Consider the following 25,299-nt stretch of genomic DNA (forward strand, 5'->3'; position numbering starts at 1 on the left):
CGTGGTCATCGCTGTTGCGTATCTAAGCGAGCCGGAAGGCGCCGGCCATGCCCATTTCGACATGCTCCGCTGCCGATCCCGAAGGGGGACCGCGCCCGGTCGCTGCGCTGGCGATGATGCGCCGTTTGCATCGATCGATACGCCCTTTGAGCTGTCCGTCGCCGACCGGCCACCGAACAATCCAGCCCTCAAGAGCGCACCGCTTGGCCATGGCGGGCGAAAGACCATCAGGGGGAAACACTCATGCGAGAGCTCGGGAACACTGGCGCGGCAGCGCTGCTTGCAGTCATCATGGGCGCCATGCCAGCCGCCGCGAAAACCATCGTCTATGTCTCGAATGCCGACAGCCGCGAGATCAGCGTGCTGGAGCTCGATGCATCGTCACGCCAGTTGAAGCCGGTCGAGACGGTCGCCGTGAGCGGTACCGCGATGCCGATGGCGATCTCGCCGGATCGGCGCCATCTCTATGTCTCGCTGCGCTCGCAGCCATTCTCGGTCAGTTCCTTCGCCATCGACCCGCAGAGCGGTAAGCTCGATCTGCTCTCGACCGTGCCGCTGCCCGACAACATGGCCTATGTCGCGACCGACCGGACGGGCCGCTTCCTGCTCAGCGCCTCCTATACGGGCCACAAGATCGCGATCAATCCGATCGGTCCGCAGGGCTTCGTTCAGGGTGAGCCGGTGCAGGTCGTCGAGACGCGCAAGCATGCCCACGCGATCCTGACGGATCGCTCGAACCGCCATCTCTTCGCGACCAATCTCGGCGGCGATGTCCTGCTGCAGTTCCGTTTCGATGCCGCGACCGGGAAGGTCGCGGCGAACGAACCGGCCTTCGTCGAGACCAAGCAGGGCGCCGGGCCGCGCCACTTCGTCTTTCACCCGAACGAGCGCTTCCTCTACCTCGTCAACGAGCTCGACGGCACGCTCGACAGCCACCGCTTCGATCCGGCCAGGGGTTTGCTGTCGAAGTTCGCCAGCGCCAGCATCGTGCCGCCCGGCTTCAGTGGCGGGGCGCCGGCCGCGGCCGAGATCCGCATCACGCCCGACGGCCGCTTCCTCTACGCCTCCGAGCGCACGTCGAACACGATTGCGGCCTTCAAGGTCGATGGCGAGACTGGCACCCTGACTCCGGCGGGGAACTTCGCTACGGAGATGCAGCCGCGCGGCTTCAACGTCGATCCGCGCGGGCGTTTCCTGGTCGCTGCAGGCCAGAAGTCGAATTCGGCGACGCTGTACGGCATCGATCCGGAAACCGGCGCGCTCAAGGAGCTTCAGAAGATCGCGCTCGGCAAGAACCCGAACTGGGTCGAGATCATCGACCTGCCGTGATCCCGGACCGACTCAGGGCGCAGGAACGGAGATCGCCATGCCGTCGCGCTGCGGGTCGGCGCCGCCCGAACACAGCCCATCCTCGATGCGGATGCCGTGCAGGGCCGCGAAGGGATAGCTCTGGGCCGAGCGCTTCACATCGTAGCCCATCGCGACGAGCTCCTCGCTGACGCTGCGCCGGATGCGGTTCGAGATATCGATGCTGTTCGAGACGGCAACGATGCGCGGCGCCGCGACCGCCTCGAGCATGCCCATGTCGAAGTCGATGACGTTCATCACGCCCTGGGCCATGGCGGGCGCGATGTAGCTGCCGCCCGGCGCACCCATCACGATGAAGGGCTTGTCGTCCTTGAAGACGATGGTCGGCGCGGCCGAGGAGGAGCGGCGCTTGCCGGGCGCGATGGAGGCGGCCCGCCCCGGGCGCGGGTCGAAGCGGCTCATCGTGCCGTTGTAGATGAAGCCGAGGCCTTCAGTGATCGCACCAGACGGCGAGCCCAGCGTGTGCGTCAGCGCGACCGCATTGCCGTGCCGGTCGACGACCGAGACATGGGTGGTTTCGCGCGAGGAGGACCGCTCCAGCCGCTTCACATCGGCGCGCTCGCCGCGACGGATGTTGGCAGCTTGCTCGGCCGCGCGTTCCTTCGAGATCAGCCTGTCGACGGGCACGTCGACATAGGCCGGGTCGCCCATGAAGGCGTCCTTGTCGATGGTCATGCGCTTCATCGCTTCCGCGAGCAGGCGGACGTGCTCGGTCGAGCCATGCGTGAGTTCGCCGATGGCGAAGGGTTCCAGCATGTTCAGGATCTGCAGCATCGACATCCCGCTCGCCGGCGGCGGGCTCGTCGAGATGCGCATGCCCCGGTAGGAGCCCCAGATCGGCTCGGCCACGGAGAGTTGGTAGGCGGCGAGGTCCTCGCGCGAGATCAGCCCGCCATGAGCGGCGAAATCCGCGGTGATCTGCTCGGCCAGTTCGCCGTGATAGAAGAGGTCGGCGCCGCCTTTTGCCAGCCGCTCCAGCGTCCGTGCCATGTCGGGATTGGCGACGATGTCGCCCGGCCGCTTCACGCTGCCATCGGGGCGGAAATACAGGCGCTTGCCGGTCTCGCTGTAGCGCAGCTTGTCGGCGGTGTTGACCTGCCCCGTGCTCTTCTGATCCTGGCTCCAGAACCAGTGCATGTGCGGGCGTACCAGCACGCCATCGCGCGCCTGCTTGATCGCCGGAGCGATGATGTCGGCCCAGTCCATCGTGCCGTAGCGGGAAAGCGCGTAGTCATAGCCCTTGACGCTGCCCGGCGTGCAGACCGCGAGATGGCCGAATTCGCTGATGCCGCCTTCGAGCAGGAAGGCGAAGCCGTCGCGTGATTGACCGGTGAGCTTGTCGGCCCACATGTCCGGCGTCGCCGAGAGCGAGGCCCTGGCGTAGAACTCGACGATCTGGTGGACGCCCTGGCTGGGCATGTAGAGCTGCATCGAACCGAACCCGCCGATGCCCGACATCAGCGGATCGACGACGCCCTGCATGAAGGCGCAGGCGATCGCGGCATCGATGGCGTTGCCGCCGCGCTCCAGCACCGCGGCCCCGGCCTCGGCCGCCTCCGGCTGCGGGCAGACGATCATTCCGTTCTTCATGGTGCGGGCCTTTCGATGACCTGAGTGCGTCCATCATCCTCCACGTCATCCCGGACAAGCCGCGTAGCGGCGCCGGTCCGGGATCCATCGTGGGGTACGACGGCGCTCTATGATGGATCCCGGAGCTGCGCTTCGCTGCGTCCGGGATGACGAGGAGGGGTTGGTTCGTCCCCTCCCAAGTCTTCAGCCCGATTCCGGGACCACCGTGTCAGGCTCGCCCAGCCGCCAGAACAGCCTGACCCCACCATCTTCCGTGCTTTCGAGCCCGGGAACGGCGGAGAGCAGTTTCCGCGTATAGGCGTGCTGCGGATCGTCGAAGATCTGATCCCGCATGCCTTCCTCGACGATCCGTCCTTCGTGCATGACGATGACGCGGTCGGCGACCTGCTCGACCACGCCGAGGTCATGGCTGATGAACAGGCAGGAGAAGCCATGCTTCTTCTGCAGCTCGGCGAACAGCTCGAGCACCTGGGCGCGCACCGTGACGTCGAGCGCCGAGACCGGCTCGTCGGCGATGACGAAGCTCGGCCGGCGCACCACGGCGCGGGCGATCGCGACGCGCTGGCGCTGGCCGCCCGAGAGCTCATGCGGATAGCGCTCGGCGAAGCCGTCGGCGAGCCCTACCTCGCTCAGCACTTCGGCGACGCGGGCCTTCTTCTGCTCCCCGTTCAGTCCGGGCACCAGCCGCAGCGGCTCGGCCACCAGCTGGCCGATCGTCATGCGCGGGTCGAGCGACGAGTACGGATCCTGGAAGACCATCTGGCAGTTGAGCCGGTAGTCCCAGTAAGCCGTGTCGCTTTTGAAGATCGGCTTGCCGTCGAACAGGATATCGCCGCCGCTGGCCTTCACCAGCCCCGCGATCGACTGGCCGAGCGTGGTCTTGCCCGAGCCGGAGCCGCCGACGACCGCGACGACCTCGCCGGGCTGCACGTCGAGCGAGATGCCATGCAAAGCGCGCTTCGGTGCGCTCTTCTTGAAGAAGCGCTGGCGGCCGGGATAATCGACGACGAGGTCGCGCACTGTGACGATCGGCGTCTTCGCCTGAGGCAGATCGCGCGCCTCCCCGCGATGCGGCATCGCCGCGAGGAGCTTGCGGGTGTAGGGGTGCTGCGGCCGCGCCAGGATGTCGGCGCTCGGACCCTGTTCGACCACGTCGCCCTGGCACATCACGACGATGCGGCTGCAATAGCGCGCGACCATGCCGAGATCATGCGAGATCAGCAGCACGGCGGTGTCGTTCTCCTGCGTCAGCCCGACCATCAGCTCCATCACGTCGCGCTGCACGACCGCGTCGAGCGCCGTCGTCGGCTCGTCGGCGAGTAGGAGGGCCGGCTTCAGCAGCATCACCGAGGCGAGCATGATGCGCTGGCGCATGCCGCCGGAGAACTGGTGCGGGAAGGCGTCGAGCGCGCCCTCCGGATCGGTGAGGCCGACACGCCGGAGCATGTCGAGGATCAGCGCACGGCGTCCGGCCGCGTCGAGCTTCCGGTGGAGCGCGAGCCCTTCCTCGAGCTGCCGGCCGATCGTCATCGAGGGGTTAAGCGAGGTCATCGGCTCCTGGAAGACCATGCCGACCTTGGAGCCGCGCACCGCCCGCAGCCGCTTCGGCGCCATGGTGGTGATCTCTTCGCCGTCGAAGCGGATCGAGCCGGAGACCAGCTTCACCGCCGGTGGGATGAAGCCCATCACGGCCCGCGCCGCCAGCGTCTTGCCGGAGCCGGATTCGCCGACGATGCCGACGATCTCGCCGCGCGAGACGGCAAAGCCGACATTCTTCACGACCTCTCGGCCCGAGGACCTGATCGCGAGGGTGAGGTTCTCGACCTCGAGCAGGGGCGTGGTCATCGGGCGCCTCGCATGCGTGGGTCGAGCTTGTCGCGGACCGCGTCGCCGAGCAGGTTGATGCCGAGCAGCGTCAGCGAGATGCACAGGCCGGGGAAGATGCCGAGCCACATCGCCTGGCCGATATAGGGGCGCGAGCCGGCCAGCATGTTGCCCCAGGTCGGCGCCGGCGGCGGCACGCCGAGGCCGAGGAAGGAGAGCGAGCTTTCCGCCAGCAGCACATAGCCAAACATCGAGGTTGCCAGCACGGTCAGTGGCGCGATGCAGTTGGGCAGGATGTGGCGGGCCATGGTGAAGGCCTCGGAATTGCCCATCACGCGCGAGGCGGCGATGAATTCCTTCTCGCGCAGCGACAGCACCGTTCCGCGCACGATGCGCGCGACCGACGGCGTGTAGGCGATGCCGAGTGCCAGGATGATGCCGTACTTGTTGGCGCCGACCACCGCGAGCAGGCCGAGCGCGAGCAGGATGCCCGGGAAGGCGAGCAGTGCGTCGTTGAAGGCCATCACGACCCGATCGACCCAGCCGCGCATATAGCCCGAGAACAGGCCGATGATCGTCCCCAGCACGACCGCGAGCGCGACCGTCAGGATGCTGATCCAGACCGAGGTCGCGGCGCCCGCCATCAGCCGCGAGAGCACGTCGCGGCCGAACTCGTCGGTGCCGAGCCAGTACATCGAGGAGGGCGGTGCGAGCTTGTAGCGGAAGGACAGCCGCAACGGATCATAGGGCGTCCACAGCGCGCCAACACCGGCGGCGATCGCGAGCGTGCCGATCAGCGTGCCGCCGATCAGGGCATTGAGAGGAGGGAGCTTCATTCGGCCATCACCCTCGGGTCGAAGATCGGATAGCAGAGGTCGATGACGAGGTTCACCAGCACATAGGTGAACGCGACGAACAGCATGCAGCCCTGGATGACCGGGTAGTCGCGCGCGAAGATCGCATCGACCAAAAGGCGGCCCAGCCCGGGGATGGTGAAGACCGTCTCGACGACAGCGATGCCGCCAAGCAGGTTGCCGAGAACGAGGCCGATCAGCGTCCAGGTTGGACCGAACGCGTTCTTGAAGGCGTGGCGCCAAAGCACCGCCATCTCGGACAGGCCCTTGGCGCGGGCATGGGTGATGTAGTCGAGCCGCATCACCTCCAGCGTCGAGGCCCGCGCCATGCGCAGGAGCACGCCGATCTCGTGCAGAAACAGCGTCAGGATCGGCATCACCAGGTAGAGTGCGCCACGCCAGGGATCGTCGCCGATCGAGACATAGCCCACGACCGGCAGCCAGCCGAGCTTCAGGCCGAAGAACAGCAGCAGGAGCAGGCCGAGCCAGAAGGTCGGGATCGAGAGGAGCAGCGTCGCGATGGCGACGAGCCCGAGGTCGAGCCCGGAATCCTGCCGCCAGGCGGCGATGACGCCGGCCGGCACCGCGACCAGGCTGGCGAAGAACACCGCGACCAGGACGATCTGCGCGCTGATCCAGAAGCGCGACAGGATCAGCGGCAGGATCGGTTCCTGCGTGTTGATGGAGATGCCGAGGTCACCCCTCAGCAGGTTGCCGAACCAGATGCCGAACTGCACCGGCAGGCTCTGGTCGAGGCCGAGCCGCGCCCTCAGATCGGCGATCGAGGCCGGTGTGGCGAGGTCGCCCAGCATCAGCGAGGCCGGGTCGCCCGGGATCAGCCGGATCAGCACGAACACCGACACTGCCACGATCAGCAGTGTCGGCAGCGCCATCGCGACTCGGGTCAGCGCAAAGCGCAGCATCGGTCGGTTCCCTTCGGATCGTCAGCGCCGGTCAGTTGGCGGTGACTTCCCACATCCTGAGCTTGGACTGCCAGGGCTTGAAGCCGGCGACACGCTTGCTGTGGGCGATCGCGTCGACGCCGTTGAACATGAAGATCAGCGGCACTTCGTCGATGACGCCCTTGTGCAGCTCGTCGACGAGCTTCTGGCGCTCGGCGCGGTCGGAGATCGTCATCAGGCGGTCGATCTTCTCCTGGGCCTGCGGGTTGTCCCAGACCTTGCGCGGCTGCTTGTCCTTCGGGCCGGCGAACTGCTCGAAGGCAATCGCGGGATCGAAGCGCGCCGAGAAGGAGAAGGACTGCATCTGGTAGTTGCCCTTGTTGTAGCGGTCGAGCTGCGTCGCCCAGTCGAGCACCTCGATCTCGGCGTTGACGCCGGCGGCCTGCAACATGGACTGCACGACCACGGCGGCCGGGAAGCTCGGCACGCGCGGGCGCTTATTGGCGAGGATGACGACCTTCTCGCCCTTGTAGCCGGCCTCCGTGAGCAGCTTCTTGGCCCGGGCGGCGTCGTATTTGTGGCCCTGCTTTTCGACCGCGCCGAAATAGGATGAGCCCGAATAGATCGGCGACGTGTTGGTCTCGCCGAGATTGTCCGAAGCGGCCGCGACGACCTCGTCCATGTCGAGCGAGGCTGCGATCGCCTGGCGGAGCTTCTGGTTGCCTAGCACGGTATCCTTGGTCTGGATCAGCAGGACGTGGCGCACGGCGGTCGGGGCCGTGACGACCGCGAGCTTCGGGATGCCGCGGATTTCCTTCACGTCGCTCGGCAGAATCTCGCTGAGGTCGATCGCGCCCGAGGTGAGGCCGGCCTTCACCGTGGCCGGATCCTTGACGACGAGGAACTTCACTTCCTTCAGCAGCGGTCGCTTCGAGCCGATATAGCCGTCGACCTTGCCGTCCGTCTTCGGCGAGGCGTAGCCCTCGAAGGCCGTCATGCTGAAGAATTCGCCGCGCTTCCATTCGCCGAACTTGTAGGGCCCGGTCCCGATCGGCTTGTCGAAGGAGCCGTCGGCCTTGAGCGAGTCCTTGTGCAGGATCGCAGTCATGGCGCAGTCGGTGCGGGCCATCGTGTCGAGGAAGAGCGCATTCGGCTTGTCGAGCGTCATCACGACGGTCTGCGCGTCGGGCGCCGTCACGCTTTCGACCTTGAGGCCCGAACGGCCATCGAAGTCGGAGGTGCAGCGCCAGTCCGTCTTGGGATCCATGTAGCGGGTCCAGCTCCACAGCACGTCCGCCGAGGTGAGCTCGGCGCCGTTGTGGAACTTCACGCCCTTGCGCAGCTTGAACGTATAGGTCTTGCCGTCGGCCGAAAGCTCGACCTTCTCGGCGAGCAGGGGCTGGGGCGTGCCGCCCTCGTCATAGCCGACGAGACCCTCGACCATCTGCAGGGCGAAGTCGTCGGTGCCGTCGTCGCGGTTGACGCCGGGATTGATGCTGCGGACATCGGCCTGGACCGCGACCGTGAGCGATTGCGCCAGCGCGGGGCTGACCAGCAGCGGCAAGAGGCAGGCGGAGGCGAGAAGGCGGTTCATGTCTGTTCCCCTGTTATCGTTTGCGCGTCGCCTGATCTGTCTTCAGGCCGCCTTGACTGTGTCGGCGCGGAGCCGGGCGAGATGTTCGGCGAAGAAGTCCTCGACCCGCGGCACGGCGCGCAGGCCGTCATGGGCCATGTTGGGTACGAGATCGAAGCGGACGTCGATGCCAGCCTGCTCGAAGGATGCCTTCAAGGCGGCAAGGCGTTCCGGGCGGGTCTTTCCGGCATGGTTGGCATCGGGCATCCAGTTGCGGCCGCCCGGCTTGTGGGTGATTTCCCAAGTCTCGATATCGGCGGCGCCGACGATCATCTGGACCGCGACCTTCTTCATCGCGGCGACATCGGGCGCCGTGCCGAACAGCTCGGCCATGTTGCGGGTGCCGACCCACCAGTCGCGCGTCGGATCGAGCAGCGTCACCGAGCCCGGCGCGCCGATCGAGCAGGCCCACAGCCTGTCGGGCTGCAACATCAGGAAGCGATGGGCGAAATGCCCCCCGCCGGAATAGCCGAACAGGCCGAAGCGCGGGAATTTGAGGCCGTAGCGTGCCTCGATCTCGGCCACCATGGCGAGCAGGACGTGATCGTAGCGGATCGCGCCCTCGCGCATGTATTTGAAGCCGTCCCGGTTGTCGTCGCCGAGAACGCCGATCGGGAAGAGCGGTGCCAGCACGATGCAGTTGTTCCAGCGGCCGAAGTCCTGGAAGGCGTCGCGATAGCCGGTGAAGCCCCGGCCGGTGCCGTGCTGGGCGACGATCAGCTCCGGAGGCTGCCCGCCCTTGCCGAGAGTCTTGGGGACATAGAGGCAGTAGCTGAAGCGCGGATCCGCCTTGCACGCCATCACCGGTGTGGCGCCCATGTCGTAGAGGGCGCGGGCGATCGCCGCCTGATCCTCGGTGCCGGCCGTCTCGGCCTTCGTCGCGCTCATGCCGGCGCTCCTTAAAGTGGCGATTGAATTGGCGCCAATTCTGTCGCACATTGATGTGGCGCGTGCAACAGGCTTGTGCGCAGGCTCCCGGTATGGGCTAGAAGGCGCCGATGTCCTCCGAACCGAAACAGGCCCGTGGCAACAGCCGGCGCCAGCTCGCCAGCGAGATCGCTCAGGCGATCCGGCTGCGCATGTTCCGCCCCGGCGAATGGCTGCGGCAGATCGACCTCGAAGAGAAATTCCAGGCGACGCGGTTCGACGTGCGCGGCGCGCTCGACGAGCTCGCCATCCGCAAGACGATCGTCCATGTCCCCAATCGCGGCTACCGTGTCGCGGAGGTCGATATGCAGACCTACCGCGCCATCGCCGACACGCGCGTGATCCTGGAGCAGGCCGCGTCGAGGGCCGTCGCGGCACGGATCGACGCCGCCACGATCGCCGAGCTCGAACAGCTGGCGGCGCGCTTCGGCGAGGCCGTCCATGGCGGCACGCGTATCCAGCAGAGCGAGCTCAACCGCGCCTTCCACCAGCTCATCTACAGGCATTGCGGCAACCCGATCCTTGAGGAGACGATCTGGGCGTTGCGGGACCGCTCGCGCGGGACGAACGTGACGATGTGGCGGTCGCACGAGGCCCTGCTGCAGAGCGACCGGGAGCACCACGCCATGCTTGCGGCGCTGAAGGCGCGCGATGGCGAGGCGCTCGCGGACCTGATCACGCATCACATCCTCCGTGACATGGAGGATGTGATGACGACGGATCAGCGCTTGACCGAGACCTCCCAGAGGCGCGGCAGCGACGTCAGCGAAGAGACGTAGCCGTCGACGCCCTTGCCCGTGCCGCCCGCGACGATGCCGTTGTAGAGCATCACCATCGGCATGTCGGCGAGGAAGCGGCGATGCAGGTCGTCGAAGATCTTCTGGCGCTCGGCCTTGTCAGCGACGACCATCGACTTGTCGAGCAGGGCCTGTGCTTCGGGGTTGTCCCAGAGCTTGCGCGGCTGCTTGTCCTTCGGTCCCGTGACGGATTCGAACGACAGCGCCGGATCGAGGCGCCCCGAATAGGGGAAGGCCTGGATCTGGTAGTTGCCCTTGCTGTAGCGGTCGAGCTGCGTCGCCCATTCCAGCACCTCGATCTCGACGTTCAAGCCGGCCGCCTGCAGCATCTGCTGCGCGACGACGGCGGCGTCGAAGCTCTGCGGATAGCGCTTGTTGGCGAGCATCACGATCTTCTCGCCCTTGTAGCCCGCCTCCGTGAGGAGCTTCTTCGCGGCCGCGGGATCGTAGGCGACATCCTCGTCCTGGACCTTGCCGTGATAGGCCGAGAGCGTCGGGATGACAGAGCCGTTCGGCTGGCCGAGGCCGTCGGTCACGGCTGCAACCAGCTCCTTCTTGTCGATGGCGGCGGCGATGGCGCGGCGCAGCTTGGCGTTGCCGAGGACCGGGTCGCGCGTCTGGATGATCAGGCCGACCAGGCCCATATGCGACTTCACCGACAGCTTGACGTTGTTGTTGCCTTTCAGCTCCGCGACGTCGGCATTGGCGAGGTCGGGCACGACGTCGATATCGCCGCTGAGCAGGGCGGCCTTCGCGGTCGCAAGGTCGGGGATGACGACGAAGTCGACCGTGTCGACCAGCGGCCGCTTGGCTCCGGCCAAGCCGTCGATCGCGCCGGGCAAGGCGGCGTAGTCGGCAAAGCGCTGGAGCCGGACCATCTCGCCGCGCTTCCATTCGCCGAGCTTGAACGGCCCGGTGCCGATCGGCTTGTCGAAGGATCCGTCGGCCTTGACCGAATCCTTGTGCAGGATGCCGGTCATCGCGCAGTCGGTGCGCGCCAGCGAACTCAGGAACAGCGCGCTCGGCTTGTCGAGCTTGAAGACCACGGTTCCGGCATCGGCGGCGGTGACGCTCTCGACCTTGACGAGGCCGCGCCCGTCGAACTCCGACAGACAGCGCCAGTCGGTCTTCGGATCCATGTAGCGGTTCCAGCTCCAGACCACGTCATCGGCGGAAAGGGTTGCGCCGTTGTGGAACTTGACGCCCTTGCGCAGCGTGAAGCTGTAGGTCTTGCCGTCCTCCGAGATTGCGATCTTCTCGGCCAGCAGCGGCTTCGGCTCGGAATCCTCGCCATAGCCGACGAGCCCCTCGACCACGTGAAGCACCACGCCGTCGGTGTTGTGGTCGCGGTTCACGCCGGGGTTGATCGAGCGGATGTCGGCGCGCAGCTGGACCTTGAGCGCGGTCTGGGCCTGCGCCGCCGGGATCGGTGCTCCAAGAGCGAGGCCGGCGGCGAGTGCGGTCGTGGCAAGGGCGGTCGTCTGGATTCGTCGAAGCATCGGTCTGTTCCCCATTGTTATGTCGGTGTGATGCGGTTCGATGCCGAACTATTCGGCGGCCTGCGCCATCGTCTGCGGATCGGCTGTCAGGCTGTAGCGGGTGAAGCTCCGGTTCAGCGCCGGCAGCGGGCAGACCTCCATGACCCCTTCGGCCGGCTGCATGATCACCATCGCGACGGTCGCCGAGAGGTTGCCGGTATCGTTGGGACGCGGCGGCCGGCAGACCGAATGCGGCGTGAGGAAGTCATCGAAGAAGGCATGCTTGAGGTCATCGACCGTCAGCTTGTCGCCGGCCTCGTTCAGCAGCTTCTTCACCCGCCAGTCGCGGTAGAAGCTCTCCGGTACGCGCGGCGTGCCGGTGTCGCGGAGCTTGGTCAGCGCGACCTGCCCGACCCAGTGATTGGCATGAACGATCAGCCCCTCGCTCGGATAGAGCGGGAAGGCTTCGTCCGGCGCGCATTCGAAGTCGATGCCGAAGCCTTTGACGGTCGACAACATCATGTTGTTGGAGCAGGCCTTGGGCGTCGTCGCCACGGCCTTGATCGCGAAGGCGAGGTGCTCCTGCTCCAGCACCTTGCGGCGGATCAGGGCGAGCGGTACCCCGGTCTGCGTGAAGTCGCGCTCGGATTCCAGGTAGTTGGCGGTGATGGAGATGCCGGCCGCGTTCATGCCGCAGCGGGCGAGGCCGCCTGCCTCGACGAAGGTCAGGAAGTCCGGCCCGTCATCGCGCCGCACGCGCAGCACGATCGCGGTCTCGGCGCATTCGGCTTTCCAGTCCCAGTTCTGGCCATGGATCAGCGCTCCATTGGCGCTGCGCTCAGGCAGGATGATCGCGCCGGTGCAGCCATCATCGAGCTCCTCGGTAGCCTCGACCGGCTTGTTCTTGATCAGCCGCGCCTTGGCGATCACCTCGGTACGGGCATTGATCATGACGATGTCTTCGAGCGGCACGCCCGCACCGTCGGCGATGCCGCGCATCTCCTCGATGTAGTGCGCGCCGAACGCCTCGATCTCGCGGGCGAACTCCTCGATCAGCGCTGTCTTGGCCTCAGGCCCGTAACCGAGCTCGCCGAGCTGTCCGCCATAAAGCTCGATCGAACGCTTGACGCGCGCGGGCACGGCCGCACCATGCTGCCGCCCGCGCTCATAGGGGGAGCCGGAAACGTCCACGAAGGGGCAGGGCTGGATCATCGTCGTCTCTCCCGGCCTATGGCCTGTCATCAATCCATAATGTATTTCATCTGCAATTAAGACAATCAAGAGCCTTTCATGTCCCAGCCCTCCCGCCTGCAGCAGGACCTTGCCGAGCGCATTCTCGATCTGGCGCGCGATGATGGCCTGACTGCGGGTGCGCATCTGAACGAAAGCGTCATCGCGCGACGTCTCGACGTCTCCAGGACACCGGTGCGCGCGGCCTTCGCCTGGCTCGAGGATCGCGGGCTGGTGCGGCGCAATCCGCATCGCGGGCTCGAGCTGATCAGCATGCCGCGCGCGTCGGAGAACGGCGCGAGCCCACCTGACGCCGTCGAGCTGGCGCTGGTCCGGCTGGCCCATGAACGTGAAGCCGGCGAACTGGACAACGAGTTTTCCGAACAGGAGATCATGCGCCGCTACGAGCTGGGTCGGCCCGAGATGAAGCGGTTGCTGGCGCGCCTTGCCGATCTCGACATGGTCGAGCGCAAGCCCGGCTATGGCTGGCGCTTCCTTCAGGAGCCGCGGGATCCGCGCGTGCACGACGAGCGCTACCGCTTTCGCATGCTGATCGAGCCGATGACGTTTCTCGAGCCGGGCTTCGCGCTTGACCCGGGCTGGATCGCGGAGATGCGCGAGCGCCATCACGCAACCCTGTCGCAGCCCTGGCGCGAGACCTCGGCGATCAGCTTCTTCGAGATGAATGCGGCCTTCCATGAAGGGCTGGCGGCGGCCTCCGGCAACCGATTCATCCATTCCGCGGTCCGTCGGCAGAACCAGCTGCGCCGTCTGTCGAACTATGACTGGGTGTTCGGCTTCGAGCGCGTCGAGGTGAACTGCCGCGAGCATCTCCAGATTCTGGACTCGGCTGAGGCCGGCGATCTCGAGGTCGCGTCGGTCCAGATGCGCCGCCATTTGCAGCGCGCCAGCAGGTTGCGCCGGCCCGATGGTTTGGATTGATCGGCGCTATTGTTTTTTCTTCTAGAAAAAGACATTCTGACTTCGCCAATCGCCGGAGTCAGATCATGTCAGCATCCCCCACCGCCCCGCACGGGCTCGCCAATGAGCGCGATCCCTTCTGGATGCCCTTCACGCCGATGCGTGGCTTTCGGCAGGACCCGCTCCTGTTCGCAAGCGCTGAGGGCGTGCACTACGTCACGCCCGAGGGGCGGCGCGTGCTCGACGGCATGGCGGGGCTCTGGTGCGTCAATGCCGGGCACGGCCAGCCGCGCATCGTCGAGGCCATTCGCGCCGCGGCGGGCACTCTGGACTTCGTCTCGTCCTTCAAGATGAGCCACCCGGCCGCGCGGGCCTATGCGCGGCGGCTCTGTGACTTTGCGCCTGAGGGCATCGAACACGTTTTCTTCGTCAATTCGGGTTCCGAAGCGGTCGACACGGCGCTCAAGATCGCGCGCGGCTATCATCACGCCCGTGGCCAGGGCGGTCGCACCAAGCTGATCGGCCGCGCCAAGGGCTATCACGGCATGGGCTTCGGCGGCCTCTCGGTCAGCGGCATCGGCCGGCACAAGGCAGCCTTCGGGCCGCTCCTCGAAGCTGCGCATCTGCCGCTGCCCTATGAACGGGACAGCATGGCGTTCTCGCAGGGCCAGCCGACGGGCGGCGAGAGCGCGTCGGCAGCACTCGAAACCTTGCTGCAGATGCATGATCCTGCAACCGTTGCGGCCGTGATCGTCGAGCCGGTGACCGGATCGGGCGGCGTCTACCCGCCACCGCAGGGCTATCTGCAGCGCCTGCGTTCGATCTGCGACAGGCATGGCATCCTCTTGATCTTCGACGAGGTCATCACCGGCTTCGGCCGTCTCGGCACTCCCTTCGCCAGCCAGTTCTATGGGGTGACGCCCGACCTTATCACCTGCGCCAAGGGCATGACGAATGGCTCGGTCCCGATGGGCGGCGTGCTGCTGTCCGGGGCCGTCCACGACGCCTTCATGGCCGGGCCGCCGGAAGCCATCGAACTCCTGCACGGTTACACCTATTCCGCTCACCCGCTCGCCTGCGCGGCAGGGCTGGCGACGCTCGATGTCTTCGCCGAGCAAGACATCCTCGCGCGGGCGACGGAGAATTTCCGGCATTGGCAGGCGGCAACCTTCGCGCTGCGCGATCTGGCTCACGTCATCGACATCCGCATCGCCGGCTGGCTCTGCGCGATCGACCTGCAGCCGCGTCCAGGTGCCGACGGCCAGCGCGGGGCACTCTGCGCGCGCCTCTGCCTGGAGGCGGGGCTACTCCTGCGCAATGTCGGGGACACGCTGATCCTGTCGCCGCCCCTGGTGATGCAGCCGGACACCGTCTCGGCCCTGTTCGAGACGATTGCCGGGACGATCGCGCGGATCGACTGAGTGCGCTGCGGCGTCGCCGCCGTCAGGCGGCGCGCGCTGCTGCTTTCTTCTCGGCGGCGTGCTGGTCTTCCGACAGGCCGGCGCGCCAGTAGCTGACGACCAGATGCTGGTCGAGGCCCGTTCGCAGGCGCTGCCGGGCGGCGCTGCGGATATGGCGGAAGGCCTCGTTCTCGGTCGCCGACCAGAGATAGGTTTCCGGCCCATCGGCATCCCATGTGAGCGCGTCGAACGCCTCCGCCAGCCCGGAAGCCTGGCCGGCAGGCAGAGCCTCGCGATGCAACCAGCGGATCGAGATCCCCGCTGGCGCGGCGAGAGGCTGTTCCTCGCCAGCATTCGCCACTTCGATCAGCGCAAGCCCCTGTGCGCTCGTCGGCAGGTTCTCCAGCATGCGCCCGACGGCTGGCAGCCCCGTCTCGTCGCAGAGGAAGACGTAGCGCTCCGCCGTCTTGAGCCCGCGCCCGCCCGGGCCGGCCATGCCGACAAGGTCTCCGGCGCGGGCGCGCGCCGCAAAGGCGGAGCCCGGCCCGGCATCGTCATGCAGCACGAAGTCGATGGCGAGCGTCCCGGCTGCGACGTCGATCTGACGGATCGTGTACTTGCGTACGGCCGGGCGCTGCTCGGGCGACGGCAGTTGCAGCAGGCCGTCGGAGCCGAGCATCGGCCACACCGGCTCTGCCAGATCCGGTGGCGGCAGGAAGAGTCGGACATGCAGGGCCTCCAGCGAGGCATAGCGCGCGATGTCGTCGCCGCGGAGATGGATCCGCTTCATATGCGGCGAAAGCTGCTCCGTCGAGGTGACGGTGAGCACGCGGAACTCTGGCGGCAATGACGCGACCTGGCCGTCTCCGGACCAGCCGATCACGGGCTTGTCGCCAGCCGGCGCAAACTCGACGACGTGGCTCGCGATCGCGCGCTTGAGGTTCTGCAGCGCGGCAAGGTCGGGAGCCTCTATCGCGACCGCGAGCAGACCCTCGCCGGCGCGCAGTCTGGCCTGGCCCCCGCCGAGAAGGATCACCGTCTCGCCCGGCTCGCGCCGGATCTGGGCGTCGTGTTCGAGAAGATGGTCGCAAAGCGGGCCCAGCACGGCGTCCGGCTGGGCCAATGCGATCGTCGTCTCGGCGGAAAGGCTGCTCATCGGGGTATTGTCCTTGGGGCGTTCGCGGGCGCCGGTGGAAATCTCGCAACGTCCTCAGGGGCGTGCCGGCGCCTGACCCGATGCCGGCGCGTCGAGCCAGAGCGTGCCGTCGAGCGGAATCGCCGAGAAGCGTGCGGCCTCCGCCAGCGTAGCGGCGGGATCCAGGTCGGCGAAGCGCTCGGGATGGATCCATTTCGCGAGTGCCTCGATCGCGACGACATGCAGCGGCGTATCGTTGAAGAGCTGCCACATGGCGGTCGCTCGGCGATTGCGCACGGCGCTTAGCGTCGAAATTCCCGGCTGTGCGAGCAGCTTCGCAAAGCCTGCGGCGGCCGTTTCGCGCGGCACGCCGAGCCCGAGCACGAGGCCGCCCAAGCGAGCCATATGTGTGCCGCCGGTCGCGACATAGACCTCGGGGTCCGAGCTGATCAGTTGCTCGAGGCTGATCTGCCCGGTCGCGCCCGGCAGCAGCGGCGCGGACATGTTGCTCCCGCCGGCGGCGGTGATGAAATCGTCGAAGGTGCCCCTGCCCGGGGTCGAACAACATTCCGGACCGCCGGCATGGGCGTGGATGAAGACGCTCGGGCGCCTCGCGCCCTCCAGTCGCCGGGCTATCCGGCCGAGCCTGTCCTCATAGAAGCGGATGAAATCCTCCGCCTGCTGCTCGCGGCCGATCAGCTTTCCGAGAATGCGCAGGCTCGGCACGGTGTCGGTCAGCGGCTTCAGGTAGAAGTCGACCACTGCCACCTTGATGCCGACCGCTTCCAGGCGCAGGACGAGGTCGCCGGAGCCATGTCGCGTGCCGGCGAGCGAGCCGCTCAAAATGACGAGGTCCGGCGCCAGCGCGACCGTCTTCTCGAGCGAGAAGCCGGCCTCCGTCGCCCCGTCGCCCACCGTCGGAATCGCGTCGATTCCGGGAAAGCGGCTGCGGTAGCGGGCATAGGCGTCCGGGTTCTGGCGCTGATGGTCGGCGCCCCAGCCCGCCAGCAGGCTCAGCGGCTCGGGATGGAGCAGGCCCAGCGCGTTGAGCTGGCGACCCTGCGCCAGCACGATTCGCTTCGCCGGTCCGGGCAAGCTCACGGTCCGGCCCAGGACGTCGGTCACCGTCACCGGCTGTGCCGAAGCGGCGCCGGCCGCGGCCAGCATCGCCAGCGCGCAGGCCAGTCGGGTGAGGTGGGTGCGAAGCGCTCCGGCAATGGTCATGCGGCTGCTGTCCTCGACAGGGCGGGTTCGGCCAGGGCAAAGGTGACTGCCCGCGAGAGCATCGCCGGAATCACGGAGACATGGTTCTCGCCGGGAAAGACGACGCTCTCGCATGCGACCTTGCCGGAGGCACGCAGGCGCGAGGCCATTTCGGCAGCGTTGTCGACCATACGGGCCTTGTGGAGACGCTCCAGGCGCGACGGTGGGGTTCCGGCCGCACCGGCCTGCTCGTCCGCGCCGACCGCGATCAGGAGCCGTCCCGCAAGGGCCGCAGTATTGGCGCGAAAAGTCTCTTCCGTCGCGAGGATTGCCCTGTCGTTCCACCAGATCGACGGGCTGCTCGCGACATGGGCGGCGAACAGGCCAGGTCGGGTGAACAATGTGTGCAGCGCGAACAGGCCGCCATAGGAATGTCCGATCAGCGCAAGCCGAAGCGGATCGAATGGTGCGACCTCGGCCAGCGCGGGCAGGATCTCGCCTGCGATCACGTCCAGGAAACGATCGGCGCCACCTGCCACCGGCAGCAGGTCGCGCTGCCGCCGCTCGACATCGAAGGGCTTGTCGCCGGGATAACCGATGCCGAGCACGATGGCCGGGCCGACTCCGGTCACCTCGGACCGCCCGGCCTGCAACCGGGCGGCACTCATCGCCGTGGTGAACAGCGCATTGCCATCGACGAGGACCAGCAGGGGAAATCCGGCGGGTGGTGCAGGCTCCGGCGGCAGTCCGACCAGCAGCCGGTAGACGGACCCGTCACGCGCAGTGACATCGTGCTGTACCGATCCGGGCAGGCTGACCGGATTGCCAGATGTCACCGTCATGCGCGCGCCGCTCACGGTCCTCACCAGCGATAGGACAGGGTCGCCAGCACGGTCCGGCGCAAGCCGAAGGAGCACTGCACGGCACCGTAGCAGCCGGAGATGTACTCCTTGTCGAAGAGGTTCTGCGCGTTGAGCTGCACCTTCCAGGCCTTCAGGGCCGGGTTGGCCACGCCGAAATCATAGCTGATCATGGCGTCGAACAGCGTGTAGTCGGGGGTGAAGAAGGTGTTGCCGGCATCGCCGGCGCCCTTGCCGACATAGCGCATGCCGCCGCCGAGGCCGAGCCCGGCGAAAGCGCCGTTCTTGAAGGTGTAGACGCCCCAGAGCGACCCCATATGGCGCGGCACGACCGGAGGCCGCTTGCCGAGGTCGACGCCGTTGCTCTTGGTCACCTCGGCATCGGTATAGGCATAGGCGGCGACCAGATCGAAGCTGTCGAACAGCGTCGCGCGCGCTTCGAACTCGAGACCGCGCGCGCGGACCTCACCGGTCTGCACCTGGAAGCCGACATTGAGCGGATCGGTCGTCGCGACATTGGTCTGCGTCAGGTCATAGGCCGAGGCCTGGATGAAGGCGCTGGTGCCCGGGAGCTCGTATTTGAAGCCGATCTCGTATTGCTCGCCTTCGGACGGCTTGAACGGCGTGCCGGCGAAGGTCGTCCCCGCGACAGGGTCGAACGAGGTCGAATAGCTCGCATAGGGCGCGAAGCCGTTGTCGAAATTGTACATCAGTGCGACGCGGCCGGTGTGGGCGGTGTCGTCCTGCTTGGTCAGGGCGCCGTTGGTGAGGGCGCGGGTGCGCGCCTCGGCATTGTCGAAGCGGCCGCCGACGAGCAGCGACAGGCGGTCGAGCTTGATCTGGTCCTGGAGATAGATGCCGTACTGGGACGTCGTCTGCGTGGTGCCCGGTGTGGCCGGGGCAGCGAAAGGCGTCCTCCCATAGATCGGATTGGTGAAGTCGAGCGTCTGGACCGTTCCGCCGGCGCCGGTGAAGGCCTTGCCGTCGGTCCAGTAGCCGTCGACGCCGAACAGCACCTTGTGCGTCAGCGGGCCCGTGCGGAAATCGGCCTGGAGCTGGTTGTCGATGCCGGCCGTGCGGGCATGCTCGTTGGAGACCGTCACGCGCCGTGTCAGCGTCTTCTGGTCGGCGCCGATGCTGGCGACGGCGACCGTGCGGAAGCGTGAGTCCAGATCGGAGATGCGGACGTTCTGGCGGAAGCTGAAGACGTCGTTGAAGCGATGCTCGAAGGTATAGCCGAGATTGGCCTGGTTGCGGCTGTAGCCCTCGAATGACGGCTCGCCCGGGAAGAACTCGCTGCGGATTCGGCCGGCGCGGCTCGGAAGCACGGTCCCGACCGCGGGGATGAAGCCGTAGAAGCCGGTCTCGGGATCGCGCTGGAACGAGGCCATCAGGGTGAACGTCGTCGCGCCGCTGGGGCGGTAGGTCACGGACGGCGCGATGAAGATGCGCTCGTCGCGGGTGAAGTCGACCTGCGTGTCGCCGACCCGGCCGAGGCCGACCACGCGGTAGAGCCAGGTCTTGGCCGGATCGACCGGGCCGCCGATGTCGAAGGCCATCTCGGCGCGACCATAGGTGCCGACCCGCGCCTGGACCTCGCCATGCGCCTCGTCCTTCGGGCGCTTGCTGACCAGGTTGACGATGCCACCGGGCTTGACCTGGCCGAAGACGACGGAGGATGGGCCGCGTAGCACCTCGACACGCTCAAGACCCCAGGGCTCGTAGCTGGGGACGAGGAAGTTGACGCCGCGCTGGTAGCGCAGCCCGTCGAGATAGTTCACGAAGCCCGCGCCCGTGCCGGCGCCGCCGAAACCGCGGATGAAGACGCTGTCATAGCGGCCGCCCGAGGAGAGCCGGGTCTCGCCGAGCACGCCGGCCGTGTAGCGGAGGGCCTGGCTGACCGTGGTGGCCGCCTGGTCGTCCATCTGCTCGCGCGTCACGACGGTGACGGATTGCGGCGTTTCCATCAGCGGCGTGTCGGTCTTGGTCGCGGAATCGCTGCGCCGCGCCACATAGCCATTGACCGGACCGCTCGCGCGCTCGCCCTGGACCTGGATCGTATCGAGGCTGATCGCCTCGCCGCTCTGCGCCCGGGCGCCGCCGGCGCAGAGGACGGCTCCGAGCGCGACGCCGGCCAGCGCCGTCAGACGCACCCGACCTGCCGCGTTAATCTTGGAGACACTCGCGTAGTCCATCATGCAACCCCGTTTCGTCAGCCCGTGGCCGAACCCCGCCTTGGTATTGCGGGAGGGCAGGGGCGAGGGGCAACACGCTCCACTTTCGATTCCGGCAGCATTGCTTTCGATCGCGTTTCGAATGCCTGTAATCTGAAAACAGGGGCCATCCGACGCCGGTGGGCGGCCTCAGCTGACCTATCGCAAAGCGCTCGGCGGCATGCCGAAGCGCTTGCGGAACAGGCTGGAGAAATGCGCCGGCGTGTAGCCGACATGGAACGCCGCTTCCGAGACGGTCATCTCGCCCGAGTCGATCAGGGCATGGGCGCGCTGCAGTCGCTGCTCCTGCAGATAGCCGAACACGCTGGCGCCGAAGAGTTGCCGGAAGCCGGAGGTCAGGTTGGTCGGGTTGAGGCCGGTCATCCGCGCCAGCTCCGGCAACCCCGGCGGATCCTGAAGGCGCGACAGCATGATGTCGCGGGCCTCGCGGATGCGCTCGGCCGTGCGGTGGGGCATGCGTGCGGGGCGCGCCGGCACGCCGGTCATCACCGTGTCCAGCGCCACGGCCGCTAGCTCCAGAGCTTTGCCCGCGAGATAGAGGCGATGCAGGTTGTCGGCGACGGGCGGCTCGGCCAGTTGCAGCGCCAGCGCGCAGAGCGTGGCGTTCGCGGGTCTGACCCAGAGTGCGGCGTCGCCCTGCATGAAGCCGTGCAGGGCATCGAGCTGCGCTCCGAACTCGCTTTCGACGAAGTCGAGGTCGAACTGAAGCAGCGCGCAGCGCAGATGTCCGCCGGCAAGGCCGGTTCGGCGTTGCATGTGCTCGCCGCTATTGGCTGCGATCAGAAGGGAGGGCCCGGCGACCATCACCGCCGGCCGGTCGTCGAGCTCCAGGGACTGGCGCCCATCGAGGATGACGCCGATCTTGAGCCCCGCCCGCATCGGGCCGACGACGTGCTTTCCTGTTTCGACCTGGAACCGCCCGGCGGACAAGGAGAGCTTGTTGGAGAAGAGCTGCAATACGGCGACCGGAATGGGGTGGGCTGGGAAGCGGCGACGGAATGCCCGTCCGCCGAGGTCTCAGTCATTATCCCATTGCAGTACAAATATCAATATAATCAGTATGTTATAGGGATTCTAAGCTATGTCGGCGACGCCTGTCGGTTTCCGCCGGTCCATGGCTCCGGTCGCGGGGAGTGGGCCACCGGGCGAGCGCGATGGGCCATTTTCTTCGCCGAGGCGATCTCAAGCGGCCCGGAGCAGCATCCCGAACAGGTCGCGCGGCTCATCCGGGTCCGCGAGAAGATCGAGCTCCTCGAAGAACGCCGTATCGGCAAGCTTCGCGCGGACGTAGCGCAGCGCCGAGAAATCCTCCACCGCGAAGCCGACCGAGTCGAACAGCGTGATCTGCGCTTCGTTCGCCCGTCCGAGGGCGCGGCCGGCGATCACGTCCGACAGTTCGGTGACGGGGTGGTCGTTCGGCAGTTGCTGGATTTCGCCCTCGATCCGGGTCTGCGGCGTGTATTCGACGAAGATCTCGGACCGGCGCAGGATGTCGGCATGAAGTTCGGTCTTGCCCGGGCAATCGCCGCCGACGCCGTTGATGTGGACGCCGCGGCCGACGAGGTTGTCGGTGAGGATCGTGGCGTTCTGCTTGTCGGCGGTTACCGTCGTCACGATCTCGGCGCCCTCGACCGCCTTCTCGACGCTTTGGCAGGGCGTAATCTCGAAGCCGAAGCCCTCTAGGTTCCGGAGGCACTTCTGCGTCGCCGCGGGATCGATGTCATAGAGCCGCAGCCGATCGACCCCGGCGATCGCCTTGAAGGCCAGGGCCTGGAACTCGGCCTGCGCGCCGTTGCCGATGATAGCCATGGTGCGCGCTCCCGGCGGGGCGAGATAGCGCGCAGCCAGCGCCGATGTCGCGGCCGTCCGCAAGGCCGTGAGGATCGTCATTTCGGTCAGCAGCATCGGGTAGCCATTGCCGACATCGGCGAGGACGCCGAAGGCGGTGACCGTCTGGCGCCCTTCGCGAATGTTCTTCGGATGACCGTTGACGTATTTGAACCCGTAGGTCGTTCCATCCGAGGTCGGCATCAGCTCGATGACGCCGTCGACCGAATGGGAGGCGACGCGCGGCGTCTTGTCGAACAGGTGCCAGCGGCGGAAGTCCTCCTCGATATAGCCGGCCAGCTCCGACAGGAACCTCTCGACGCCGATCGAGAGCACCAGCTTCATCATGTTGTCGACGCTGACGAAGGGCACGACGTTGAGCTTGGGCAACATGCTCAGAAACTCCGGGTGGGGCGGTCGAGGATCTTGCGGCCCATCAGGCTGGCGGCAAGGTCGACCATCAGCAGCGCCGTGCGGCCGCGCTCGTCGAGAAAGGGGTTGAGCTCGACGAGGTCGAGGGAGGAGACGCGGCCGCTGTCGTGCAGCATCTCCATGGCGAGATGAGCCTCGCGGAAGGTCGCGCCGCCCGGCACCGTCGTGCCGACGGCCGGCGCGATGTCAGGGTCGAGGAAATCGACGTCGAGCGAGACGTGCAGAAGTCCGTCGGCTGCCTCCACGCGTTCGAGGAAACCCCGCAGCAGCGGCGCGATGCCGACCTCGTCGATTGCGCGCATGTCGTGCGCGACGACGCCGGCCGCAGCCATCGCCGCCCGCTCGGCAGGATCGACGCTGCGCAGCCCGATCAGGCAGACATTCTCCGGCTGCACCGGCGCCTCGACAGGCGGAAGCACCCCGTCGAATCCGCTCCGCCCGGTGACATAGGCCAGCGGCGTGCCGTGGAGGTTGCCGCTGGTTGTCGTCTCCAGGCTGTGGAAGTCGGCATGGGCGTCCAGCCACAGCACGAAGAAGGCGCGGCCCTCGCGGCGAGCCCGGCGCGCCAGTCCGGCAATCGAGCCGGCCGAGAGCGAGTGGTCGCCGCCGAGGAAGATCGGCATGCCGTCGCCGCCGGCCTCCTCCGCCGCATCGGTCAGGGCGCGGATCCAGGCGTCATAGGCCGACAGGTTGCGCAGTGCCGGATTGGGATGGGAGAGGTCGCGTAGCGGCGCCGGCGAGACATTGCCGCGGTCCTCGACGACGAAGCCGAGATCGGCCAAGGCCTCGCGCAGGCCGGCGGTGCGATAGGCGCTCGGACCCATGTCGCAGCCCAGTCGTCCTGCGCCGTCCTGCGTTGGCGCCCCGATCAATATGCAGCGCTCGGTCGTCATCATCGCTCCGTTCGGTCTATGGCGGCAACCTAGCGGCGAGCGGCGGCAGAGTGAACGAAGCATATTGGCAGATCTTGCAGAGCGACTTATCGATCTGGTCAATCAATACGATCATAATGGCGAACATGGACGACCTCGATCAACGTCTCCTCTCCATTCTGAGGCATGACGGCCGGCGGGCCATCTCGGACATCGCTGCCGAACTCGCCCTGTCGCGTGCGACGGTGCGGGCGCGCATCGAGCGCCTCGAACAGCGTGGCGACATCATCGGCTACACGGTGGTATTGCGGGCCGACGCCGTTGCGATGCCGGTTCGTGGCCTCACCATGGTCGAGGTCGAAGGACGCATGCTCGACCCCGTGGTCGATGCCCTCGTCGGCTTCCCGGAGATCGGTGCGGTCCATACGACCAATGGAAAATGGGATCTCATCCTCGAAATCGCCGCACAGAGCCTGACCGATCTCGACGGCGTCCTGCGGCGCCTGAGGATGGTGCCGGGGATCACGGCATCCGAGACGAACCTGCTGCTCGCAACCCCGCGCAGTTCCAGGGCGCGATTGTGAAGGCGTGACCGCTGAACGGCCTGCCCTTGGGGTTTGATTGCGAGGTCATGCCGGCGGGGCGAGCATCCCATGGAATCTTGATACTTCTCTCTTCGTTCCAGAATGGATTCAAAATCCGGAGCCGATCTATGTTGCCCGGCAAGATGATCGCTCGTTTCGGGTAGATCGACGGCAGATCAAAGAAGCTGTTCTCGCGAGAGCGGTGCAGTTTCGGTCTGCAGAACCTGGCTGGCCATTTGCGGGAACGACGGTGCGCCAGCCTCGCCGCATGGAATGTACGCCAGATGAACCTTGACCGATTGTGCGGGCGCCTGCACGGCGCGATCACGGCCCTCGCGACGCCCTTCAGGAACGGCGAAGTCGATTATGAGGGTCTATCAAGGCTGGTCGAATGGCAGGTCGCGCAAGGCATTCACGGCCTGGTGCCCTGCGGGACGACAGGCGAGGCGCCGACGCTGAACTGGCAGGAGCGCACGGCGATCATCGGTCGCTGCGTCGAGATCGTGGCAGGCCGCGTACCCATCATCGCAGGAACCGGCAGCAACGCCACCGCCGCGACGATCGAGCAGACAGCCATGGCGGCTGATCTCGGCGCGGATGCCGCGCTGATCGTGACGCCCTACTACAATCGTCCGACGCAAGAGGGCATTGTGCAGCACTTCGCGGCGATTGCGCGCGCGGTCAGTATTCCGATCATCGTCTACAATGTCCCGGCGCGGACGGGCGTCGATCTGGCTCCGCAGACGATCGAACGGCTCGCAGCGATCCCGGCGATCATCGGGATCAAGGACGCGACCGGCGACCTGTCGCGCCCGATGGCGGTGTCCCGGTTGGTCGGCGACCGCTTTATCCAGTTGTCCGGGCATGATGCAACCGCGCTCGGGTTCAACATGATGGGCGGGAGCGGGACGATTTCAGTGGTCGCAAACGTCGCCCCCAGCTTATGCGCGCAGATGCATGAAGCCTGCGGCAAAGGCCATTTCCAGATTGCCCGCTTGGCACAGCACCGACTCTTGCCGCTCATTTCGGCACTCGAGCGCGAGACGAATCCCATCGCCGTGAAGCATGCCCTGCACCTGCTGCACGGGATCTGCCCCGAAGCGCGGTTGCCATTGACGCCGGCCACCGCGGAAACCGCGCATGCCGTTCGCCTAGCGCTGCAAGCATTCCTCCGCGGCGGGGAGGAGCCCTGCGCGGCCTCGGCCCATGCCTTTGCAGCCGGTTAGGG

21 protein-coding genes are annotated in these 25,299 nt (G+C 66.8%); 6 read left to right on the forward strand and 15 right to left on the reverse strand.

The window, feature by feature from the left end:
• The first annotated feature begins 243 nt into the window (after window positions 1-243).
• On the forward strand, window positions 244-1,329 hold the full coding sequence (locus tag VGN82_RS07710) for a lactonase family protein (RefSeq protein ID WP_327526404.1): 1,086 nt from the start codon (window positions 244-246) through the stop codon (window positions 1,327-1,329).
• Window positions 1,330-1,341: 12 nt separating this feature from the next.
• On the opposite strand, the gene ggt is transcribed toward VGN82_RS07710, so the two are convergent.
• From ggt to VGN82_RS07740, 6 genes are all read right to left on the reverse strand, one after another.
• Window positions 1,342-2,958, reverse strand: coding sequence for a gamma-glutamyltransferase (gene ggt, locus VGN82_RS07715; RefSeq protein WP_327526405.1), 1,617 nt, complete (start codon window positions 2,956-2,958; stop codon window positions 1,342-1,344).
• A gap of 183 nt (window positions 2,959-3,141) precedes the next feature.
• Window positions 3,142-4,803 carry an ABC transporter ATP-binding protein gene (locus VGN82_RS07720; RefSeq protein WP_327526406.1) on the reverse strand — a complete coding sequence of 554 codons (1,662 nt, stop codon included), beginning with the start codon at window positions 4,801-4,803 and terminating at the stop codon, window positions 3,142-3,144.
• Window positions 4,800-5,618, reverse strand: coding sequence for an ABC transporter permease (locus VGN82_RS07725; RefSeq protein ID WP_327526407.1), 819 nt, complete (start codon window positions 5,616-5,618; stop codon window positions 4,800-4,802). The genes VGN82_RS07720 and VGN82_RS07725 overlap by 4 nt, the downstream gene beginning before the upstream one ends.
• The gene (locus VGN82_RS07730; protein ID WP_327526408.1) at window positions 5,615-6,559 is read right to left on the reverse strand and encodes an ABC transporter permease; all 945 of its coding nucleotides are present in this window, start codon (window positions 6,557-6,559) and stop codon (window positions 5,615-5,617) included. The genes VGN82_RS07725 and VGN82_RS07730 overlap by 4 nt, the downstream gene beginning before the upstream one ends.
• Before the next feature lie 31 nt (window positions 6,560-6,590).
• Window positions 6,591-8,132 carry an ABC transporter substrate-binding protein gene (locus tag VGN82_RS07735; RefSeq protein WP_327526409.1) on the reverse strand — a complete coding sequence of 514 codons (1,542 nt, stop codon included), beginning with the start codon at window positions 8,130-8,132 and terminating at the stop codon, window positions 6,591-6,593.
• 42 nt (window positions 8,133-8,174) lie between these two features.
• Window positions 8,175-9,059 (reverse strand): alpha/beta hydrolase, encoded by an 885-nt coding sequence (locus tag VGN82_RS07740; RefSeq protein ID WP_327526410.1) that lies wholly within the window; start codon window positions 9,057-9,059, stop codon window positions 8,175-8,177.
• Between the two features lie 110 nt (window positions 9,060-9,169).
• On the opposite strand from VGN82_RS07740, the gene VGN82_RS07745 reads away from it, so the two are divergent.
• The gene (locus tag VGN82_RS07745; protein WP_327526411.1) at window positions 9,170-9,877 is read left to right on the forward strand and encodes a GntR family transcriptional regulator; all 708 of its coding nucleotides are present in this window, start codon (window positions 9,170-9,172) and stop codon (window positions 9,875-9,877) included.
• On the opposite strand, the gene VGN82_RS07750 is transcribed toward VGN82_RS07745, so the two are convergent.
• Window positions 9,820-11,394, reverse strand: a complete 1,575-nt coding sequence (locus VGN82_RS07750) for an ABC transporter substrate-binding protein (protein WP_327526412.1) — start codon at window positions 11,392-11,394, stop codon at window positions 9,820-9,822. The two genes, VGN82_RS07745 and VGN82_RS07750, sit on opposite strands and share 58 nt — an antisense overlap.
• 48 nt (window positions 11,395-11,442) lie before the next feature.
• Window positions 11,443-12,585, reverse strand: coding sequence for a C45 family peptidase (locus VGN82_RS07755; protein WP_327526413.1), 1,143 nt, complete (start codon window positions 12,583-12,585; stop codon window positions 11,443-11,445).
• Window positions 12,586-12,663: 78 nt separating this feature from the next.
• Here VGN82_RS07755 and VGN82_RS07760 point away from each other — a divergent pair, with 78 nt between their 5' ends.
• Together VGN82_RS07760 and aptA are read left to right on the forward strand one after the other, a co-directional pair.
• On the forward strand, window positions 12,664-13,545 hold the full coding sequence (locus VGN82_RS07760; protein ID WP_327526414.1) for a GntR family transcriptional regulator: 882 nt from the start codon (window positions 12,664-12,666) through the stop codon (window positions 13,543-13,545).
• A gap of 65 nt (window positions 13,546-13,610) precedes the next feature.
• On the forward strand, window positions 13,611-14,945 hold the full coding sequence (aptA, locus tag VGN82_RS07765) for an omega-aminotransferase AptA (protein WP_327526415.1): 1,335 nt from the start codon (window positions 13,611-13,613) through the stop codon (window positions 14,943-14,945).
• 22 nt (window positions 14,946-14,967) lie between these two features.
• Here the strand turns inward: aptA and VGN82_RS07770 are convergent, their stop codons facing one another.
• The 7 genes from VGN82_RS07770 to rocF form a co-directional block, all read right to left on the reverse strand.
• Entirely contained in the window at window positions 14,968-16,080 is a 1,113-nt protein-coding gene (locus VGN82_RS07770) for a siderophore-interacting protein (RefSeq protein ID WP_327526416.1), read from the reverse strand.
• 54 nt (window positions 16,081-16,134) lie between these two features.
• Window positions 16,135-17,283 (reverse strand): ABC transporter substrate-binding protein, encoded by a 1,149-nt coding sequence (locus VGN82_RS07775; RefSeq protein ID WP_327526417.1) that lies wholly within the window; start codon window positions 17,281-17,283, stop codon window positions 16,135-16,137.
• Window positions 17,280-18,104 (reverse strand): alpha/beta hydrolase, encoded by an 825-nt coding sequence (locus tag VGN82_RS07780; RefSeq protein WP_327526418.1) that lies wholly within the window; start codon window positions 18,102-18,104, stop codon window positions 17,280-17,282. Before VGN82_RS07780 ends, VGN82_RS07775 begins: the two co-directional genes overlap by 4 nt.
• A gap of 20 nt (window positions 18,105-18,124) precedes the next feature.
• Complete coding sequence (locus VGN82_RS07785; protein WP_327526419.1) at window positions 18,125-20,320, reverse strand: TonB-dependent siderophore receptor; 2,196 nt, start codon at window positions 20,318-20,320, stop codon at window positions 18,125-18,127.
• A 174-nt stretch (window positions 20,321-20,494) separates the two neighbouring features.
• Window positions 20,495-21,313 (reverse strand): helix-turn-helix transcriptional regulator, encoded by an 819-nt coding sequence (locus VGN82_RS07790; RefSeq protein ID WP_327526420.1) that lies wholly within the window; start codon window positions 21,311-21,313, stop codon window positions 20,495-20,497.
• A 225-nt stretch (window positions 21,314-21,538) separates the two neighbouring features.
• Window positions 21,539-22,576: an ornithine cyclodeaminase gene (locus tag VGN82_RS07795; RefSeq protein WP_327526422.1), complete on the reverse strand. Its 1,038-nt coding sequence runs from the start codon at window positions 22,574-22,576 to the stop codon at window positions 21,539-21,541.
• A 2-nt stretch (window positions 22,577-22,578) separates the two neighbouring features.
• The gene (rocF, locus tag VGN82_RS07800) at window positions 22,579-23,508 is read right to left on the reverse strand and encodes an arginase (protein WP_327526423.1); all 930 of its coding nucleotides are present in this window, start codon (window positions 23,506-23,508) and stop codon (window positions 22,579-22,581) included.
• A 125-nt stretch (window positions 23,509-23,633) separates the two neighbouring features.
• Here rocF and VGN82_RS07805 point away from each other — a divergent pair, with 125 nt between their 5' ends.
• Complete coding sequence (locus VGN82_RS07805; protein ID WP_327526424.1) at window positions 23,634-24,071, forward strand: Lrp/AsnC family transcriptional regulator; 438 nt, start codon at window positions 23,634-23,636, stop codon at window positions 24,069-24,071.
• A 284-nt stretch (window positions 24,072-24,355) separates the two neighbouring features.
• On the forward strand, window positions 24,356-25,297 hold the full coding sequence (gene dapA / locus VGN82_RS07810) for a 4-hydroxy-tetrahydrodipicolinate synthase (RefSeq protein ID WP_327526425.1): 942 nt from the start codon (window positions 24,356-24,358) through the stop codon (window positions 25,295-25,297).
• Window positions 25,298-25,299 lie beyond the last annotated feature (2 nt).

The sequence above is a fragment of the Allobosea sp. genome (genome assembly GCF_035999205.1).
Lineage (GTDB): Bacteria > Pseudomonadota > Alphaproteobacteria > Rhizobiales > Beijerinckiaceae > Allobosea.

What these genes read in the sequence shown, in the direction of transcription:
- VGN82_RS07785 (WP_327526419.1), bottom strand. Translation starts at nt 20,320, where the DNA reads ATGATGGACTACGCGAGTGTCTCCAAGATTAACGCGGCAGGTCGGGTG.
- VGN82_RS07770 (WP_327526416.1), bottom strand. Translation starts at nt 16,080, where the DNA reads ATGAGCAGCCTTTCCGCCGAGACGACGATCGCATTGGCCCAGCCGGAC.
- VGN82_RS07780 (WP_327526418.1), bottom strand. Translation starts at nt 18,104, where the DNA reads ATGACGGTGACATCTGGCAATCCGGTCAGCCTGCCCGGATCGGTACAG.
- VGN82_RS07725 (WP_327526407.1), bottom strand. Translation starts at nt 5,618, where the DNA reads ATGAAGCTCCCTCCTCTCAATGCCCTGATCGGCGGCACGCTGATCGGC.
- VGN82_RS07795 (WP_327526422.1), bottom strand. Translation starts at nt 22,576, where the DNA reads ATGTTGCCCAAGCTCAACGTCGTGCCCTTCGTCAGCGTCGACAACATG.
- VGN82_RS07775 (WP_327526417.1), bottom strand. Translation starts at nt 17,283, where the DNA reads ATGACCATTGCCGGAGCGCTTCGCACCCACCTCACCCGACTGGCCTGC.
- rocF (WP_327526423.1), bottom strand. Translation starts at nt 23,508, where the DNA reads ATGACGACCGAGCGCTGCATATTGATCGGGGCGCCAACGCAGGACGGC.
- VGN82_RS07720 (WP_327526406.1), bottom strand. Translation starts at nt 4,803, where the DNA reads ATGACCACGCCCCTGCTCGAGGTCGAGAACCTCACCCTCGCGATCAGG.
- VGN82_RS07730 (WP_327526408.1), bottom strand. Translation starts at nt 6,559, where the DNA reads ATGCTGCGCTTTGCGCTGACCCGAGTCGCGATGGCGCTGCCGACACTG.
- aptA (WP_327526415.1), top strand. Translation starts at nt 13,611, where the DNA reads ATGTCAGCATCCCCCACCGCCCCGCACGGGCTCGCCAATGAGCGCGAT.
- VGN82_RS07755 (WP_327526413.1), bottom strand. Translation starts at nt 12,585, where the DNA reads ATGATCCAGCCCTGCCCCTTCGTGGACGTTTCCGGCTCCCCCTATGAG.
- VGN82_RS07735 (WP_327526409.1), bottom strand. Translation starts at nt 8,132, where the DNA reads ATGAACCGCCTTCTCGCCTCCGCCTGCCTCTTGCCGCTGCTGGTCAGC.
- VGN82_RS07745 (WP_327526411.1), top strand. Translation starts at nt 9,170, where the DNA reads ATGTCCTCCGAACCGAAACAGGCCCGTGGCAACAGCCGGCGCCAGCTC.
- VGN82_RS07750 (WP_327526412.1), bottom strand. Translation starts at nt 11,394, where the DNA reads ATGCTTCGACGAATCCAGACGACCGCCCTTGCCACGACCGCACTCGCC.
- VGN82_RS07740 (WP_327526410.1), bottom strand. Translation starts at nt 9,059, where the DNA reads ATGAGCGCGACGAAGGCCGAGACGGCCGGCACCGAGGATCAGGCGGCG.
- VGN82_RS07760 (WP_327526414.1), top strand. Translation starts at nt 12,664, where the DNA reads ATGTCCCAGCCCTCCCGCCTGCAGCAGGACCTTGCCGAGCGCATTCTC.
- dapA (WP_327526425.1), top strand. Translation starts at nt 24,356, where the DNA reads ATGAACCTTGACCGATTGTGCGGGCGCCTGCACGGCGCGATCACGGCC.
- ggt (WP_327526405.1), bottom strand. Translation starts at nt 2,958, where the DNA reads ATGAAGAACGGAATGATCGTCTGCCCGCAGCCGGAGGCGGCCGAGGCC.
- VGN82_RS07805 (WP_327526424.1), top strand. Translation starts at nt 23,634, where the DNA reads ATGGACGACCTCGATCAACGTCTCCTCTCCATTCTGAGGCATGACGGC.
- VGN82_RS07710 (WP_327526404.1), top strand. Translation starts at nt 244, where the DNA reads ATGCGAGAGCTCGGGAACACTGGCGCGGCAGCGCTGCTTGCAGTCATC.